The 17451-nt window shown below is 59.3% G+C and carries 14 protein-coding genes; 5 read left to right on the forward strand and 9 right to left on the reverse strand.

Features of this window, described 5'->3' with window-relative positions; all coding sequences use genetic code 11:
• Positions 1–45: 45 nt before the first annotated feature.
• The 6 genes from cysG to MKZ87_RS23115 all read right to left on the reverse strand — a co-directional run bounded on the left by cysG (position 46) and on the right by MKZ87_RS23115 (position 7565).
• The gene (gene cysG, locus MKZ87_RS23090) at positions 46–1440 is read right to left on the reverse strand and encodes a siroheme synthase CysG (protein ID WP_085703230.1); all 1395 of its coding nucleotides are present in this window, start codon (positions 1438–1440) and stop codon (positions 46–48) included.
• A complete protein-coding gene (serS, locus tag MKZ87_RS23095; RefSeq protein WP_085703231.1) occupies positions 1441–2721 on the reverse strand; it encodes a serine--tRNA ligase in 1281 nt (426 codons plus the stop codon). It lies immediately after the preceding gene.
• Between the two features lie 15 nt (positions 2722–2736).
• Positions 2737–3111, reverse strand: coding sequence for a fluoride efflux transporter CrcB (gene crcB, locus MKZ87_RS23100; protein ID WP_085699148.1), 375 nt, complete (start codon positions 3109–3111; stop codon positions 2737–2739).
• Positions 3111–4433 carry a replication-associated recombination protein A gene (locus MKZ87_RS23105; protein ID WP_064597723.1) on the reverse strand — a complete coding sequence of 441 codons (1323 nt, stop codon included), beginning with the start codon at positions 4431–4433 and terminating at the stop codon, positions 3111–3113. The genes crcB and MKZ87_RS23105 overlap by 1 nt, the downstream gene beginning before the upstream one ends.
• Positions 4434–4457: 24 nt before the next feature.
• The gene (lolA, locus tag MKZ87_RS23110; RefSeq protein WP_011334944.1) at positions 4458–5078 is read right to left on the reverse strand and encodes an outer membrane lipoprotein chaperone LolA; all 621 of its coding nucleotides are present in this window, start codon (positions 5076–5078) and stop codon (positions 4458–4460) included.
• 78 nt (positions 5079–5156) lie between these two features.
• A complete protein-coding gene (locus tag MKZ87_RS23115) occupies positions 5157–7565 on the reverse strand; it encodes a DNA translocase FtsK (RefSeq protein WP_085687381.1) in 2409 nt (802 codons plus the stop codon).
• A gap of 521 nt (positions 7566–8086) precedes the next feature.
• Here MKZ87_RS23115 and aat point away from each other — a divergent pair.
• The 3 genes from aat (at position 8087) to infA (ending at position 9865) form a co-directional block, all read left to right on the forward strand.
• A complete protein-coding gene (gene aat / locus MKZ87_RS23120) occupies positions 8087–8767 on the forward strand; it encodes a leucyl/phenylalanyl-tRNA--protein transferase (protein ID WP_085699146.1) in 681 nt (226 codons plus the stop codon).
• 59 nt (positions 8768–8826) lie between these two features.
• On the forward strand, positions 8827–9534 hold the full coding sequence (locus MKZ87_RS23125; protein ID WP_085699144.1) for an arginyltransferase: 708 nt from the start codon (positions 8827–8829) through the stop codon (positions 9532–9534).
• Positions 9535–9646: 112 nt separating this feature from the next.
• Complete coding sequence (gene infA / locus MKZ87_RS23130; protein WP_002553999.1) at positions 9647–9865, forward strand: translation initiation factor IF-1; 219 nt, start codon at positions 9647–9649, stop codon at positions 9863–9865.
• A gap of 164 nt (positions 9866–10029) precedes the next feature.
• On the opposite strand, the gene clpA is transcribed toward infA, so the two are convergent.
• The gene (gene clpA / locus MKZ87_RS23135; RefSeq protein WP_085699141.1) at positions 10030–12300 is read right to left on the reverse strand and encodes an ATP-dependent Clp protease ATP-binding subunit ClpA; all 2271 of its coding nucleotides are present in this window, start codon (positions 12298–12300) and stop codon (positions 10030–10032) included.
• 30 nt (positions 12301–12330) lie between these two features.
• Complete coding sequence (gene clpS, locus MKZ87_RS23140; RefSeq protein ID WP_011334948.1) at positions 12331–12714, reverse strand: ATP-dependent Clp protease adapter ClpS; 384 nt, start codon at positions 12712–12714, stop codon at positions 12331–12333.
• 224 nt (positions 12715–12938) lie between these two features.
• Between clpS and MKZ87_RS23145 the strand changes: the two genes are divergently transcribed.
• Positions 12939–13220 carry a cold shock domain-containing protein gene (locus MKZ87_RS23145; RefSeq protein WP_085699139.1) on the forward strand — a complete coding sequence of 94 codons (282 nt, stop codon included), beginning with the start codon at positions 12939–12941 and terminating at the stop codon, positions 13218–13220.
• Positions 13221–13298: 78 nt separating this feature from the next.
• Here the strand turns inward: MKZ87_RS23145 and icd are convergent, their stop codons facing one another.
• A complete protein-coding gene (gene icd / locus MKZ87_RS23150; RefSeq protein WP_085699137.1) occupies positions 13299–14555 on the reverse strand; it encodes an NADP-dependent isocitrate dehydrogenase in 1257 nt (418 codons plus the stop codon).
• 481 nt (positions 14556–15036) lie between these two features.
• On the opposite strand from icd, the gene MKZ87_RS23155 reads away from it, so the two are divergent.
• Positions 15037–17262 carry an NADP-dependent isocitrate dehydrogenase gene (locus MKZ87_RS23155; protein ID WP_234205610.1) on the forward strand — a complete coding sequence of 742 codons (2226 nt, stop codon included), beginning with the start codon at positions 15037–15039 and terminating at the stop codon, positions 17260–17262.
• The last annotated feature ends 189 nt before the right edge of the window (positions 17263–17451 follow it).

Here is a 17451-nt window from a genome sequence, read left to right on the forward strand (position 1 = left end):
AAGCAGGATTGTTCCCACAGCGTGGGAACAATCCCTTCAGAGTCGTCAGATTTGACCCTGAGCGCCCTCGAACCAGGCCAGTTTCTCGCGCAGTTGCACCACTTCGCCGACGATCACCAGCGTCGGCGCATGCACTTCATGCTCCGCCACCAGACGCGGCAGGTCGGCCAACGTGCCGGTGAAGACCCGCTGATTGACCGTGGTGCCCTGCTGGATCAGCGCGGCCGGCGTTTCGGCTGCACGACCATGCTTGATCAACTGCTCGCAAATGATCGGCAACCCCACCAGGCCCATGTAGAACACCAGCGTCTGCGCCGGCGCGACGAGGTCGGCCCATGGCAGATCGCTGGAACCGTCCTTCAGGTGGCCGGTGACGAAACGCACCGACTGCGCGTAATCGCGATGAGTCAGAGGAATCCCGGCATACGCCGCGCAACCGCTGGCCGCCGTGATGCCCGGCACCACCTGGAACGGGATGCCATGGGCCGCCAGTTCCTCGATCTCTTCGCCGCCACGGCCGAAGATGAACGGATCCCCGCCCTTCAACCGCACCACGCGCTTGCCGGCCTTGGCCAGATTCACCAGTTGCTGGTTGATCTGATCCTGCGGCACGGCGTGATCGGCGCGTCGCTTGCCGACGTAGACCCGCTCGGCATCGCGGCGGCAAAGCTCAAGAATCGCCGGAGCCACCAAGCGGTCGTACAGCACCACATCGGCTTGCTGCATCAGACGCAAGGCGCGGAAGGTCAGCAGATCCGGATCGCCCGGCCCTGCGCCCACCAGATAAACCTCGCCGGTGGTTACGCTCGCTTCGCCGTCGATTTTCGCCTGCAACAGACGCTCGGCCTCGGCGCCCTGCCCAGCCAGCTGGCGATCGGCAATCGGCCCCTGGAACACGTCCTCCCAAAAACCGCGACGTTGCTGCACATCGGGAAACAGGCCTTTGACCTGATCGCGAAACCGTGCGGCCAGACCGGCCAGATGGCCGTAGGTCGAAGGAATCCAGGTTTCGATCTTGGCGCGGATCAACCGGGCCAGCACCGGCGCATCGCCGCCACTGGAGACCGCGATGATCAGCGGCGAACGATCGACAATTGCCGGGAAGATCACGCTGCACAACGCTGGCGCATCCACCACATTGACCGGTACGCAACGCCGATGAGCATCGGCGGAGACCTGCGCGTTCAACGCTTCGTCATCGGTGGAGGCAATGATCAGCCCGCAACCGTCCAGATCCGTTTCGGCGTAGCCACGCAGCAGGCATTCGCCACCGCTGGCGGCAACCAGTTCGCGCAGTTGCGCTTCGATTTCAGGTGCAACCACCCGCAGCAGCGCACCGGCATCGGCCAGCAGGCGGGACTTGCGCAAGGCAATCTCCCCCCCACCGACAACCAACACACGACTGCCGCGCAGGTTGTGAAACAGCGGCAGATATTTCATTTAGCCGATGACCTCAAGGCCACCCATGTACGGCTTCAGCACGTCCGGCACACGGATCGAACCGTCGGCCTGCTGGTAGTTTTCCAGCACGGCCACCAGAGTACGACCGACCGCCAGGCCGGAACCGTTCAGGGTGTGCACCAGCTCAGGCTTGCCGGTTTCCGGGTTGCGGAAACGCGCCTGCATGCGGCGGGCCTGGAAGTCGCCGCAGTTGGAGCACGACGAGATTTCGCGGTATTTGTCCTGGCTCGGAATCCACACTTCCAGGTCGTAAGTCTTGACCGCGCTGAAGCCCATGTCGCCGGTGCACAGCGCCAGGGTACGGTATGGCAGACCCAGCAGTTGCAAGACCTTCTCGGCGTTGGCGGTCAGGCCTTCCAGCGCTTCCATCGACTTCGACGGCTCGACGATCTGGACCATCTCGACCTTGTCGAACTGGTGCTGACGGATCATGCCGCGGGTGTCACGACCCGACGCGCCGGCTTCGCTGCGGAAGCACGGAGTGTGGGCGACGAATTTGATCGGCAGCTGTTTCGAATCGACGATTTCACCGGCGACGATGTTGGTCAGAGACACTTCGGCGGTCGGGATCAGATACAGATCGGCTTCGCCTTCACGACCGATCTTGAACAGGTCCTCTTCGAACTTCGGCAGTTGACCGGTACCTTGCAGCGCCGGGGCCTGAACCAGATAAGGCGTGTAGGCCTCTTCATAGCCGTGCTCGGTGACGTGCAGGTTGATCATGAACTGCGCCAGCGCGCGATGCAGACGGGCAATCGGGCCGCGCAGCAGGGCGAAACGGGCGCCAGACAGCTTGGCGGCGGTTTCGAAGTCGAGCCAGCCGAACTTCTCGCCCAGGGCCACGTGGTCCTGAACCGGGAAATCGAAAGCGGTCGGAGTGCCCCAGCGACGGACTTCGACGTTGCCGTCTTCGTCCTCGCCGACCGGTACCGATTCGTGCGGCAGGTTCGGGATGCCCAGCAGGATCGAATCCAGTTCGGTCTGGATCGCGTCCAGTTCGACTTTGCCGGCGCTCAGTTCGCCCGCCATGCGCTCGACGTCCGCCATCAGCGGCGCAATGTCTTCGCCGCGCTGCTTGGCCTGACCGATGGATTTGGAACGCGCGTTACGCTCAGCCTGCAGTGCTTCGGTGCGGGTCTGGACAGTCTTGCGCTGTTCTTCCAGCGCTTCGATGCGCGCGACATCCAGGGCAAAGCCACGGGAAGCCAGGCGGTCCGCTACGTCCTGAAGGTTGCTACGTAACAGTTTGGGATCGAGCATGTCGGTTTCTCGTTATCAAAGTTTGGTCAGGGACAGGCCGGCCCAGGTCGCGAGCAGCCCGCCGAATACGCTGATGGCCGCATAGCCCAGGGCCAGCGGCACCTGCCCGCTTTCCAGCAGGCGCACCGTATCCAGTGAAAAGGATGAAAAAGTCGTCAGCCCCCCGAGGAAGCCGACCAGCAACCCGGCACGTACCTCGATCGGCACTTCCGGGCGTATCAAAAACAGGCCGTACAACACGCCAATCAGCAGGCAGCCCACGATATTAACGGCCAGCGTCGCGGTATAGAAGTGCCGCGGCCAATTGGCGTTGACCCAATTGCCGGTGGCGAAGCGCAACAAGGTGCCGGCCATCCCGCCGACGGAGACTGCAACGATCAATGGAACCACTATTTTCTCCGCTGCCGGGGGCTTAAACGATCAAGTTGGGCGAGATGATTGAGCTTTTCGCCGATCTTCAACTCCAGGCCACGGGGCACCGGTTGGTAGAACGGAATCGGGTCGAGTTCTTCCGGGAAATAGTCTTCGCCGGCCGCGTAAGCATCCGGTTCGTCGTGGGCGTAACGATATTCGTCGCCGTAGCCCAATTGCTTCATCAATTTGGTCGGCGCATTGCGCAGGTGCAGCGGCACTTCCAGTGAACCATGCTCGGCGGCGGCGCGCAGCGCGGTCTTGAAGCCCATGTACACCGCGTTGCTTTTCGGCGCACACGCCAGATAGGTGATGGCCTGGGCCACGGCCAACTCACCTTCCGGGCTGCCAAGACGTTCCTGCACTTCCCACGCGGCCAGGCACAGGCTCAGGGCGCGAGGATCGGCGTTGCCGATATCTTCACTGGCCATGCGCACTACGCGCCGGGCCAGGTAAAGCGGATCGCAGCCGCCATCGATCATTCGCGCAAACCAGTACAACGCGCCGTCAGGATTGGAACCGCGCACTGACTTGTGCAGCGCGGAAATCTGGTCGTAGAACGCTTCGCCGCCCTTGTCGAAACGCCGGCGAGTGTCGCCGAGCAGGCTCTGCAGCAACTCGGTACCCATTTCGCTGTGGTCTTCGGCCAGGTCCGAGGCATTTTCCAGCAGGTTCAGCAGGCGCCGGCCATCGCCATCGGCGGCGGACAGCAACATCTGGAAGCCTTCATCGCTGAGGGTCAGATGACGCTTGCCCAGACCACGCTCTTCGGTCAGCGCGCGATGCACCAGTTTGCGCAACGCCGCTTCGTCGAGGCTCTTGAGCACGTAGACCCGCGCCCGCGACAGCAATGCATTGTTCAGTTCGAAAGAAGGGTTTTCGGTGGTGGCGCCAATGAAGATCAGCGTGCCGTCTTCAACGTACGGCAGGAAGGCGTCCTGTTGAGACTTGTTGAAGCGGTGCACTTCATCGACAAACAGAATCGTGCGCTTGCCGTACTGGCCGGCCTGCTGCTTGGCAATTTCCACCGCCTGACGGATCTCCTTGACCCCGGCCAGAACTGCCGAGACCGTTTCGAAGTGCGCATCCGAGACTTCCGCCAGCAACCGCGCCAGCGTGGTTTTGCCCACGCCTGGCGGGCCCCAGAAGATCATCGAATGCAGGGCACCCTGCTCCAGTGCTTCGCGCAAAGGCTTGCCGCGAGCGAGCACGTGTTCCTGACCGACGTACTCATCCAGATTGGTCGCCCGCAAACGGGCGGCCAGTGGCTGGGCAATCGGTGCACTGCGAAACAGATCCATCACGAACCGTTGAAACCTCTGTGTTTATTCCTGGATCACATCGGCACCCTTCGGGATGTCGAACTTGAACTTCGATGCCGGGACCGCTTCGTTGGCCTTCACACCGGTAAACAGGATGTTGGTGCGCTGGCCGACGCTGTCGATCAGTTGCATGTCATTGACCAGACCGTTGCGGAACGACAGGCGCAGGCTGTCGAACAGGGTGTCCTTGGTTTTCGGCTTCAGGGTGAAGTCGATCACGCCACCGGCCTCTTTGGCGGTGATGTCGAAGCTCTGGCTGATCTTCGATACGTCGCCGGACAGCAACAGGGCTGGAGTCTGAGTCAGGCGCTCATCGAGCTTCTTGATGGTGGCCTGTTCCAGATCCGGGTCCCACAGGGTGACTTTCTTGCCGTCGGACACCATGGTCTGCTCGGCTGGCGCATTGGTGTGCCAGTAGAACAGGCCCGGACGCTGCAGGGTCATGTCGCCGGTGGTTTCCTGCAACTGGGTGCCACTGCCGTCGAGGGTCAGTTGGGAAAAGTTGGCAGTCAGAGTCTTGGATGTTTCGAGCAATTGGGTCAGGCGAGCCACATCCTTGTCATCGGCGTGAGCCGTGAGGGTGGTCAGAGCCAGTACCGGCAGCAACATGCGGATAAGACGCATGGGAGTCCTCTTGAATACTCGTGGGAAAGTGGACGGCGCTTCATGCACCGTCCATTGCATTTGGATCAGGGTATCGAATCAGTCGCGTACCGGGCCAGGGGCCAGAACTTCGCGGGAACCGTTGGTGTTCATGGACGTCACGACCCCGGCCATTTCCATGGCTTCGATCATGCGCGCGGCACGGTTGTAACCGATCTTCAGCTTGCGCTGCACAGCGGAGATGGAGGCGCGGCGACTTTCCAGTACGAACTGCACGGCTTCGTCGTACAGCGCGTCGGCTTCCGGATCGTCGCCGTCTCCGCCGCCGCTGCTGCCTTCGAAACCACTGCCCGCCTCCTCGACACCGTTGAGGATGTCGTCGTTGTATTCCGGTGCGCCGCGCAGTTTCCAGGCTTCTACCACCCGGTGAACTTCATCGTCGGACACGAATGCGCCATGAACCCGGATCGGCAGACTGGTGCCCGGCGGCATGTAGAGCATGTCACCGTGACCAAGCAATTGTTCGGCGCCGCCCTGGTCGATGATGGTTCGGGAGTCGATCTTGCTCGATACCTGGAACGCCATCCGCGTCGGGATGTTGGCCTTGATCAGACCCGTGATCACGTCCACCGACGGCCGCTGGGTCGCGAGGATCAGGTGGATACCGGCCGCACGCGCTTTCTGGGCGATACGGGCGATCAGTTCTTCTACCTTCTTGCCGACGATCATCATCATGTCGGCAAACTCGTCCACGACCACAACGATGGTCGGCAGCTTCTGCAACAGCGGCGCTTCGTCGTGGATGCTTTCGCGTTTGTACAGCGGATCGCTCAGCGGTTCGCCGGCGTCCTGGGCTTCCTTGACCTTGGCGTTGAAGCCGGACAGGTTTCGCACGCCCATCTTCGCCATCAGCTTGTAGCGACGCTCCATCTCGGCAACGCTCCAGCGCAGGGCGTTGGCGGCGTCCTTCATGTCGGTCACGACCGGGCACAGCAGGTGCGGAATGCCTTCGTAGATCGACAGTTCAAGCATTTTCGGGTCGATCATGATCAGCTTGGCGTCGTCCGGGCCGGACTTGAACAGGATCGACAGAATCATCGCGTTCACGCCCACCGACTTACCGGAACCGGTGGTACCGGCTACCAGCAAGTGCGGCATCTTCGCCAGGTCGGTGATGACCGGCTTGCCGCCGATGTCGTGGCCCAGGGCCAGAGTGACCGGCGACTTGAAGTTGTCGTATTCGGATGTCGACAGCACTTCTGAGAAGCGCACGATCTGTCGGTCTTCGTTGGGAATTTCGATACCGACCGTGGTCTTGCCAGGAATCACTTCCACCACCCGGACGCTGGTCACGGCCAGCGAACGTGCAAGGTCTTTCGCCAGGTTGGCGATACGGCTGACCTTCACGCCTGCAGCAGGCTGGATTTCGTAACGGGTAATGACCGGGCCGGGATGGATGGAATCCACGGTGACTTCGACGCCGAATTCCTTGAGCTTGATCTCCAGCAAGTGGCCGACCGCCGCCAGGGATTCGGGCGAATAATTGAGTTGTTTCTTTTCCGCAGGGTCGAGAATCGAGATCGGTGGCAAGGTGCCTTCGACGGCGCTGTCGACAAACAACGGCACCTGTTTCTCTTTCTGCACGCGCTTGCTCGGCTCCGGCGCCTTGACCGGGGCCGGGGCGATGACCGGCGGCACCTGTTTCTCGCGCTCGGACATGTGCTTGCTCAGGGCCTGCTCGCGCTCGATCAGACGCTCCTTGACCTTGGCCTGCTCGCGCTTGTCGGTGACGGTCGGTGCAACCACGTCATGCACTCGATCGTCGACTTCACGCAATTGCGCGACCAGTTGCTTGCGCTCGGTACGCGCCGACCACCAGCGGTTGACCGCGCCCTGGAACAGTTCGAACAGGTCGAGGGTGATCTTGCCGGTGATGTCCATCACCTTGAACCACGACAGGTCAGTGAACACCGTCAGCCCGAACAGGAACAGCGCGATAAACAGCAAAGTGCTGCCCTGTATGTTCAGAGCATTGCGGGCCAGGTCACCGAGGCTTTCACCCAGCGCACCGCCGGCACCAGCGGGCAAACCAGTGGCCGCGTGGAAGTGGATGTGCGCCAGCGCGGCGCCGGACAACACCAGGAACACCAGGCCAATCAGGCGCCAGGAAAACAGCCAGCCGCTCCACTGCCATGGCTCGTGACGCTGACGGAAGATCTGATACGCCTTGATCGCCAGCAGCAACGGGAAGATATACGCGAAGTAACCCAGCACCATGAACAGGATGTCGGCGCTGTAGGAGCCGGCCGGACCGCCGAAGTTCTGCACATCGTCGATCTTGCTGTTGTGGCTCCAGCCTGGATCGTCCTTGCCGTAAGTCAGCAACGCCATCATCAGGAACAGGCACAAGGCGCCGATGGCGATCAATGCACCTTCCTTGAGCCGGTAGTGCAACTGTTGACGCCAGAGCGGAACGACTGTTTTTGGTGCTTCCGTGGATTTCTTCAAAACGCTTCTTTTCCTGCGCCAGAGGCGCGTCCATCTATTGAATGACGATAAAAAACTGCCCGATCCAGGCAGGTAAAAAAATGACGGGCGCAACGGAGACTACTTTTAACACTGCGCCCCGCCTTTTATAAACACGGCACGCGGCGAATATTCTGTAACAGCCCGGCATTGTACGGGTTTGCGCGTTCGACGCCATGCTTCGCGGCCCCTGGTTCAAGCATAGCCAAAGGCACAAGGCCCGGCGTTCAATTTGAGCATGCATTGTCTTTTGTGACAAAGGCTTATGAGGTGTATTTGATGAACGTAGCGAAGCATTCGCGCCTCATCCCCCCTGAGCGCCACACATTGGCATCGGTCACCTTGCCCGCAGCGGTGTTGCGCCCGATTACGACCGCATCCGGATGCTCAAGTTGCAGCAGCCCAATCATCCCACTGCAACGGAGGACATTCGCGTCATTTCCCGGCACACTTTACCGCGGGCCCAGCGCCCACCGCCCTCCCCTTCTGCAAGCCCGGACGCCATGCTGACTTGGTTACAACGCAATTCACTGACTTTCCCGCCACTGGATAAGGCCATGCGCGATCCCAACGGATTGCTGGCGGCCGGTGGCGACCTGTCCGCCGATCGCCTGATCCAGGCGTATCGCCACGGCTGCTTTCCATGGTTTTCCGAAGGTCAGCCGATTCTCTGGTGGTCGCCGGATCCGCGCACCGTACTTTTTCCCGACGAACTGCACGTCTCGCGCAGCCTCGGAAAATTGATGCGCAAACAGCGTTATCAAGTGACCTTCGATCAGGATTTCGAAGCGGTAATCCGTGCCTGTGCCGCTCCCCGGGATTACGCCGACGGCACCTGGATCACCGAAGCGATGCAGGACGCTTATGTCGAATTGCATCGACGCGGCTTTGCTCATTCAGTGGAAGTCTGGGATGAGGGCGAACTGGTCGGCGGCCTGTACGGTCTGGCGATGGGGCAACTGTTCTTCGGTGAGTCGATGTTCAGCCGCGCGGACAATGCCTCCAAGTACGGTTTTGCGACGCTGGTGCAACATCTGAAAGAAGCGGGTTTCGTATTGATTGACTGCCAGATGCCTACCGATCACCTGCACAGCCTCGGCGCCCGGGCCATTTCACGGCAGACATTCGCCGAATACCTGGCCCGGCACCTCGACCAACCCAATCATGCAACCTGGGTTTGCTGAGCGACTTTTGCGCGCGTGGCTTACACTTAATTTCACCAGCTTACCCTTGAGGGTTGATCATGACCGAGTTGGCGCGGTTGAAGTTTTATGCCACTCAGCCTCACTCTTGCAGTTATCTGCCCGAGGAACAGGCGACGACCCTGTTTCTCGACCCGAGCCAGCCCATGGATGTGCATGTCTACGCAGACCTGTCAGAAATGGGCTTTCGTCGCAGCGGCGACCATCTGTACCGCCCGCATTGCCAGAATTGCAATGCTTGCGTGCCGGCGCGCATCCCGGTGGCGCAGTTCACCCCCAACCGTCAGCAAAAACGCATTTTCAAACGCAACATCGATTTGCAGGTGCGCCCGGTCAAGCCGGCATTCAGCGAAGAATACTTCGACCTCTATCAGCGCTACATCGAACAGCGCCACGCCGACGGCGACATGTACCCGCCGAGCCGGGATCAATTCTCGACTTTTCTGGTACGCGACCTGCCCTTCTCACGCTTTTACGAGTTCCGGCTCGACGGACGGTTACTGGCGGTTGCCGTGACCGATCTGCTGCCCAACGGACTGTCGGCGGTCTATACCTTCTACGAACCGCAGGAAGAACGCCGCAGCCTGGGGCGCTACGCGATCCTCTGGCAAATCGCCGAAGCCCGGCGCCTGGGGCTTGAGGCGGTGTACCTTGGCTACTGGATCAAAAACTGCAAAAAGATGAACTACAAGACCCAATATCGGCCTATCGAACTGCTGATCAACCAGCGCTGGGTCATCCTGAACTAAACGCAAACCCTAAACCCCTTGGCGTAAACCCCATTTTTCGGGCACAATGCACGCCGCTTTTGCCTGGCGCAGTTGCACCGGGCCATTCACTGGACACCGAGGGCTTTACTGCATGTCGAAAGAAGACAGCTTCGAAATGGAAGGCACTGTCGTCGACACCCTGCCAAACACCATGTTTCGCGTGGAATTGGAAAATGGGCACGTCGTAACCGCGCATATCTCCGGCAAGATGCGCAAGAACTACATTCGTATTCTTACCGGTGACAAAGTGCGCGTCGAGCTGACGCCCTATGACTTGAGCAAAGGGCGTATTACTTACCGCGCTCGCTAATCAAGTCAATACAGAACGCCCGGCTTAATGCCGGGCGTTTTTGTCTGTGCGTTTTTTGAGTTTGGGTGTATATCCGTTGCTGCGGTAACGGCTATACACCCAAAACCGCAGACAGCAAAAAGGCACCAAAAGGCGCCTTTCGCTTTACAACAGACCAACAACCATCAGGCCATTTCCGCAGTAGTCTCGAAGTCAAACGTCAGCTCACCATCCTTGATGTCGATGTGAACCACACCGCCATGCTCGGCCAGTTCGCCAAACAGAATCTCCTCCGCCAGCGGACGCTTGATCTTGTCCTGGATCAGACGCGCCATCGGACGAGCGCCCATGGCCGAATCGTAACCACCGGCCGCCAGCCAGCTGCGCGCCGCATCGGTAACTTCCAGAAGCACACGCTTGTCTTCCAGCTGCGCCTGAAGCTCGGTGAGGAACTTGTCCACCACGCTTTTGATGACCTCATGACTGAGGCGACCAAACTGAATGATGGTATCCAGGCGGTTGCGGAATTCCGGCGTGAAGCTCTTCTTGATCACTTCCATCGCATCGGACGAGTGGTCCTGATGGGTGAAACCGATCGAAGCACGCGCCGCCGTTTCAGCACCGGCGTTGGTGGTCATGATCACGATCACGTTGCGGAAATCCGCCTTGCGCCCGTTGTTGTCGGTCAGCGTACCGTGGTCCATCACCTGCAGCAGCAGGTTGAAGACTTCCGGATGCGCCTTCTCGATTTCATCGAGCAGCAATACGCAATGTGGTTGCTTGGTGATCGCCTCGGTCAACAGACCGCCCTGGTCGAAACCGACATAACCCGGAGGTGCACCGATCAGACGCGATACGGTGTGGCGCTCCATGTACTCGGACATGTCGAAGCGAACCAGCTCAATGCCCAACGCCTTGGCCAGTTGACGCGCGGCTTCGGTTTTACCGACACCGGTCGGACCTGCAAACAGGAACGAACCGACAGGCTTGTCAGGCGACTTGAGACCGGCACGGGACAGTTTGATCGCGGTCGACAGCGAATCGATCGCCGCGTCCTGACCGAACACCGTCAGTTTCAGGTCACGCTCGAGGTTGCGCAGCAGTTCCTTGTCGGAGCTGGTGACATGCTTCGGCGGAATCCGCGCGATTTTCGCCACGATGTCCTCGACCTCAGACACTTCGATGCGCTTCACACGCTTCTCGACCGGTTGCAGACGCTGGAAAGCGCCAGCCTCGTCGATCACATCGATGGCCTTGTCCGGCATGTGCCGGTCATTGATGTAGCGCGAAGCCAGTTCCGCAGCGGCGCGCAGCGACTCATCGCTGTATTCGATGTTGTGGTGCTGTTCGAAACGACCTTTCAGGCCACGCAGGATACCGATGGTGTCTTCCACCGACGGCTCGACGACGTCGACCTTCTGGAAGCGCCGTGCCAGAGCACGGTCTTTTTCGAAAATGCCACGGAATTCCTGGAACGTGGTCGAGCCGATGCAGCGAATGTCGCCAGACGACAGCAGCGGCTTGAGCAGGTTCGAGGCATCCATCACGCCACCGGACGCAGCACCCGCACCGATAATGGTGTGGATTTCGTCGATGAACAGGATCGCCTGCGGACGTTTTTTCAGTTCGCTGAGCAACGCCTTGAAGCGCTTCTCGAAATCACCGCGATACTTGGTGCCCGCGAGCAAAGCACCCAGATCAAGGGAATAAACGACGCTGTTGGCCAGCAGGTCCGGCACCTGATTGTCGACGATGCGCTTGGCCAGGCCTTCGGCAATCGCGGTTTTACCCACGCCCGCCTCGCCTACCAGCAGCGGATTGTTCTTGCGACGGCGCGCGAGAATCTGCGCCACACGCTCGACTTCCGTTTCACGCCCAACCAGCGGATCGATCCGGCCCTGGCGCGCGAGTTCGTTGAGATTGCTGGCATACGCATCCAGCGGATTGCCTGAAGAAGAAGACTCACCGCCCTCGTCGTCCTGCATATCTTGTTCACCTTCAGAGTGATCGCCATGCCCCGGCACTTTGGAAATGCCGTGAGCGATGTAATTGACGACATCAATGCGTGCAACGCTCTGCTGTTTCAGCAGGAACACCGCCTGACTCTCTTGCTCACTGAAGATTGCAACCAGCACGTTGGCGCCGGTCACTTCGCGCTTGCCCGAGCTCTGCACATGAAAGACAGCACGTTGCAGCACACGCTGGAAGCCCAGGGTTGGCTGGGTTTCGCGATCCTCGTCGTGGACGGGGATCAGTGGCGTGGTGGAGTCGATGAACTCCTGCAGGTCGTGCTTGAGTTTGTCGAGGTTTGCGCCGCAGGCACGCAATACAGTGGCGGCAGCCTCATTGTCCAATAGGGCCAGCAGCAGGTGTTCGACGGTCATGAATTCATGACGCTTCGAACGAGCCTCCTTGAAGGCAAGATTGAGGGTGACTTCGAGCTCGCGGTTTAACATAGCTTCACCTCATACCCAAGTGGTCGGCGATTAACCGTCCTTCTCGATTTCACAGAGTAGCGGATGCTGGCTTTCCCTGGCGTACTGGTTGACCTGCATGGCCTTTGTCTCGGCGATGTCGCGGGTAAACACTCCACATACTGCCCGCCCTTCTGTGTGGACGGCCAGCATGACCTTGGTCGCCAGCTCGCGATTCAGGTTAAAAAACACCTCGAGCACTTCGACGACGAAATCCATCGGTGTGTAGTCATCATTGAACAAAACCACCTTGTACATCGGCGGCGCCTGTAACGCGGGCTTTGCTTCCTGAACAGCAACGCCTGCCGAATCGTCGTCGTGCTCCTGTGGAAGATCCTTTTGGAGAAGCGGGCGATCCTGATTGAATGTTAGTCGAATCTGGCTGATTGCATGCATGGAAAGAAAGGTTCGTCAGTTGTGCAAATACAGTGGTGGGGGCGGCTTGACACGTTTTCAACTCCGACTGCCCGGTCACCTTGACTATCGGGAAAACGGTGTTACAACCAATAGAACCCACAGTGGGGAAAAAAGATCCGCGGAGTCAATCTTTTTAACGGATTCGACTGCGGATGAATTGGATGATACTCCAGCGATGGAGACTGTTGCAGAGGGATTTGAGCATGGCTGTCGGCAAGGTGAAATGGTTCAACAATGCCAAGGGGTTCGGTTTCATCAACACCGACTCCCGCGAGGGGAAGGACGAGGACGGCAAAGAGATCGATTTCTTTGCCCACTACTCCGCCATTGAAATGGACGGATACAAAACCCTCAAAGCCGGGCAAATCGTCAAATTCGAGATCGTGCAAGGGCCCAAAGGCCTGCATGCCACAAAAATTCAGAATGCCGACGCTGCAAAAGATGCCGCCTCGACCGCTGTTCAGCATCAGTCAGTGACCAGTTGAAGCAACACGGACACCTGCCAGAAAGCAAACCGCCCGGCTCGATCACTCGAGCCGGGCGGTTTCGTTGCAGCTGCCTTTTTACATGTGCTTGACGATCGCCTCACCGAAGCCCGAAGAAGATACCAGCGTGGCGCCTTCCATCAGACGTTCGAAGTCGTAGGTCACGGTTTTGGCCTTGATGGCGCCGTTGGTGCCCTTGATGATCAGGTCGGCCGCCTCGGTCCAGCCCAGGTGGCGCAGCATCATCTCCGCCGACAGAATCACCGAGCCCGGGTTGACCTGGTCCTTGCCGGCATATTTCGGCGCAGTACCGTGGGTCGCCTCGAACATGGCCACGGTGTCGGACAGGTTGGCACCCGGCGCGATACCGATACCGCCCACTTCCGCCGCCAGGGCGTCGGACAGGTAGTCACCGTTGAGATTGAGGGTGGCGATCACGTCGTATTCGGCCGGACGCAGCAGGATCTGCTGAAGCATGGCGTCGGCAATGGCGTCCTTGACGACGACTTCGCGGCCGGTTTTCGGGTTCTTGAACTTCATCCATGGGCCGCCATCCAGCAGCTCGGCGCCGAATTCTTCCTTCGCCACCTCGTAACCCCAGTCCTTGAAGGCACCTTCGGTGAATTTCATGATGTTGCCCTTGTGCACGATGGTCAGCGACTTGCGGTCGTTGTCCACCACGTACTGCAGGGCCTTGCGCACCAGACGCTTGGTGCCTTCCTTGGAAACAGGCTTGATGCCGATACCGCAATCCTGGTCGAAACGGATCTTGGTGACGCCCATTTCTTCTTTCAGGAACTTGATGACCTTGGTGGCCTCAGGCGAGCCGGCCTTCCATTCGATGCCGGCATAAATGTCTTCGGAGTTCTCGCGGAAAATCACCATGTCGACGTCGCCAGGCTTTTTCACCGGGCTTGGCACGCCGTCGAACCACACCACCGGGCGCAGGCAGACATAGAGATCGAGCTGTTGACGCAGGGCAACGTTAAGGGAGCGGATACCACCACCGACCGGAGTGGTCAGCGGGCCTTTGATGGAAACCACGTAATCCTTGACGGCGTCCAGGGTTTCCTGGGGCAGCCAGGTGTCCTGGTCATAAACCTGAGTTGCTTTTTCGCCAGCATAAACCTCCATCCAGGAAATCTTGCGCTTGCCCCCGTAGGCTTTTTCTACGGCAGCATCAACCACTTTGATCATCACAGGGCTGACGTCGACGCCAATGCCGTCACCTTCGATGAAGGGAATGATCGGGTTATCAGGGACATTGAGAGAATGGTCTGCGTTGACGGTGATTTTGTCGCCGACGGCTGGAACCTGAATCTTCTTGTAACCCATGCTGAACTCCATTGTTTGGATTGAACATCTGGCTTGGTTCGAGCGTAACCCAGTTGAATCAACACGCAAACCCTCTGTTCCGGGCCTGACCACATCTCGTTTCGTACAAGCCTGAAAGCAAAGGGAAAAGCGCCAATCTCAAGCATTCACGGCGACTCTACGCCCCACCCCGCCCTGCGACCTTTAGACCAATGGACGAGAATCGTTGCATATGAACCATCGGCAGATTGCCAGCTACCTATGTATAATGCCGCCCGCTGACCAAAGGGTCACGACGGCTGGCCTCTCTAGCACGAGACTTTCCGCCTGATTGGTCGGGTTGTTACCGCAGTCCGACTGCTTGACGCTCTACTGATGCACCCAACATCACCGCGAAGATTCTCGACATTCGGTTCATGGATGACTTTGAACGAACGCGCTTACCCGGCGCCCCTCGAGTTTCTGCGCACGCTTTAGCAAAGAAGAGAGAGTTAATCCGAATATGCCCACCCGCTCGAAGATCATCTATACCTTCACCGACGAAGCTCCAGCCCTCGCCACCTATTCCCTGCTGCCGATCATCGAGGCTTACACCGCCTCGGCCGATATCGCCGTGGAAACCCGCGATATCTCTCTTGCAGCACGCATTCTGGCCAGCTTCCCCGAGCAACTGGGCGACAAAGCCGTAGCCGACCACCTCGCCGAACTGGGCGACCTGGCCGTTACGCCTGAAGCCAACATCATCAAGCTGCCGAACATCAGCGCCTCGGTTCCACAGCTGCAAGCCGCGATCAAAGAACTGCAAGCCCAGGGCTACAACCTGCCGGACTACCCGGAAACCGTGACCAACGACGCCGAAAAAGAAGCCAAGGCGCGCTACGACAAGGTCAAGGGCAGCGCCGTGAACCCGGTTCTGCGTGAAGGCAACTCCGACCGTCGCGCTCCGCTGTCGGTCAAGAACTACGCTCGCAAGCACCCGCACAAAATGGGCGCCTGGGCGAAGGACTCCAAGTCCCATGTCGCTCACATGAGCACCGGTGATTTCTACGGCAGCGAAAAAGCTGCCCTGATCGACGCCGCTGACGCCGTGAAGATCGAGCTGATCGCCAAAGACGGCACCGCGACCGTCCTGAAAGAAAAAACCACCGTTCAGGCGGGCGAGATCCTTGACTGCTCCGTCATGAGCAAAAAGGCCCTGCGCGCGTTCATCGCCGCTGAAATCGACAGCGCCAAGCAACAAGGCGTGCTGCTGTCGGTTCACCTCAAAGCCACCATGATGAAGGTCTCCGACCCGATCATGTTCGGCCAGATCGTTGCCGAGTTCTACAAGGACGCCCTGACCAAGCACGCCGACGTGCTGGCCGAAATCGGCTTCAACCTGAACAACGGCATCGGCGACCTGTACGCCCGCATCAAATCCCTGCCGGCCGAACAGCAAGCCCAGATCGAAGCTGACATTCAAGCGGTCTACGCCGTTCGTCCGTCGCTGGCGATGGTCAACTCCGACAAAGGCATTACCAACCTGCACGTGCCGAGCGACGTCATCGTCGACGCCTCGATGCCGGCCATGATCCGTGACTCCGGCAAGATGTGGGGCACCGACGGCCAGTTGCACGACACCAAGGCTGTGATCCCGGATCGTTGCTACGCCACCATCTACCAGGCCGTGATCGAAGATTGCAAAGCCAATGGCGCTTTCGATCCAACCACCATGGGCAGCGTGCCAAACGTTGGCCTGATGGCTAAAAAGGCTGAAGAATACGGTTCCCACGACAAGACCTTCCAGATCAAGGCCGACGGCGTGGTTCGCGTGACCGACAGCAAAGGCACCCTGCTGATGGAGCAGGCTGTTGAAGCCGGCGACATCTTCCGCATGTGCCAGACCAAAGACGCGCCGATCCAGGACTGGGTCAAACTGGCCGTCAATCGTGCTCGCGCAAGCAGCACCCCGGCCATTTTCTGGCTGGACCCGATGCGCGCCCACGACGGCGTGGTGATCGAGAAGGTTCAGGCTTACCTGAAGGATCACGACACCGCCGGTCTGGACATCCAGATCATGTCGCCGGTCGACGCCATGAAGTACACCCTGCAGCGCACCCGCGAAGGCAAGGACACCATCTCGGTGACCGGCAACGTACTGCGTGACTACCTGACCGACCTGTTCCCGATCATGGAACTGGGCACCAGCGCCAAGATGCTGTCGATCGTGCCGCTGATGAACGGCGGTGGTCTGTTCGAAACCGGCGCCGGCGGTTCGGCGCCCAAGCACGTGCAGCAGCTGGTCGAAGAGAACTTCCTGCGCTGGGATTCGCTGGGTGAATTCCTGGCCCTGGCCGCTTCTCTCGAGCACCTGGGTGTGAACTACAACAACCCGAAAGCACTGGTTCTGTCCAAGACCCTGGACCAGGCCACTGGCCAGTTCCTGGACAACAACAAGTCGCCATCGCGCAAAGTCGGCAACATCGACAACCGCGGCAGCCACTTCTACCTGGCCATGTACTGGGCACAAGCCCTGGCTGCCCAGACTGAAGACGCTGCACTGCAAGCGCAGTTCGCGACTCTGGCCAAGACCCTGACCGAGAACGAAGCGACCATCGTCGCCGAGCTCAACGCCGTTCAAGGCAAGCCAGTGGACATCGGCGGTTACTACCACGCCAATGCCGAGCTGATCAGCAAGGCCATGCGCCCAAGCGCAACCCTCAACGCGGCGATTGCTGCGCTGGTATAAGGTTGTAAAGGGAACTTCACAAACCCCGGCCATGCGCCGGGGTTTGTTTTTTTCAAAAGGTTGAAATTTTGTTTTCGGTCTTACTTACCCCCCCCCCGAGAATCGAGCGCCTTATTCCACATCGTCGCAATGGACGATCGCAAAAAAGCATAATCAACTGTCAAAGTTGACAGGTCACAAGACTCGAGC

The organism is Pseudomonas sp. MCal1 (assembly GCF_026341415.1).
In the GTDB taxonomy this organism is placed as follows: Bacteria; Pseudomonadota; Gammaproteobacteria; order Pseudomonadales; family Pseudomonadaceae; genus Aquipseudomonas.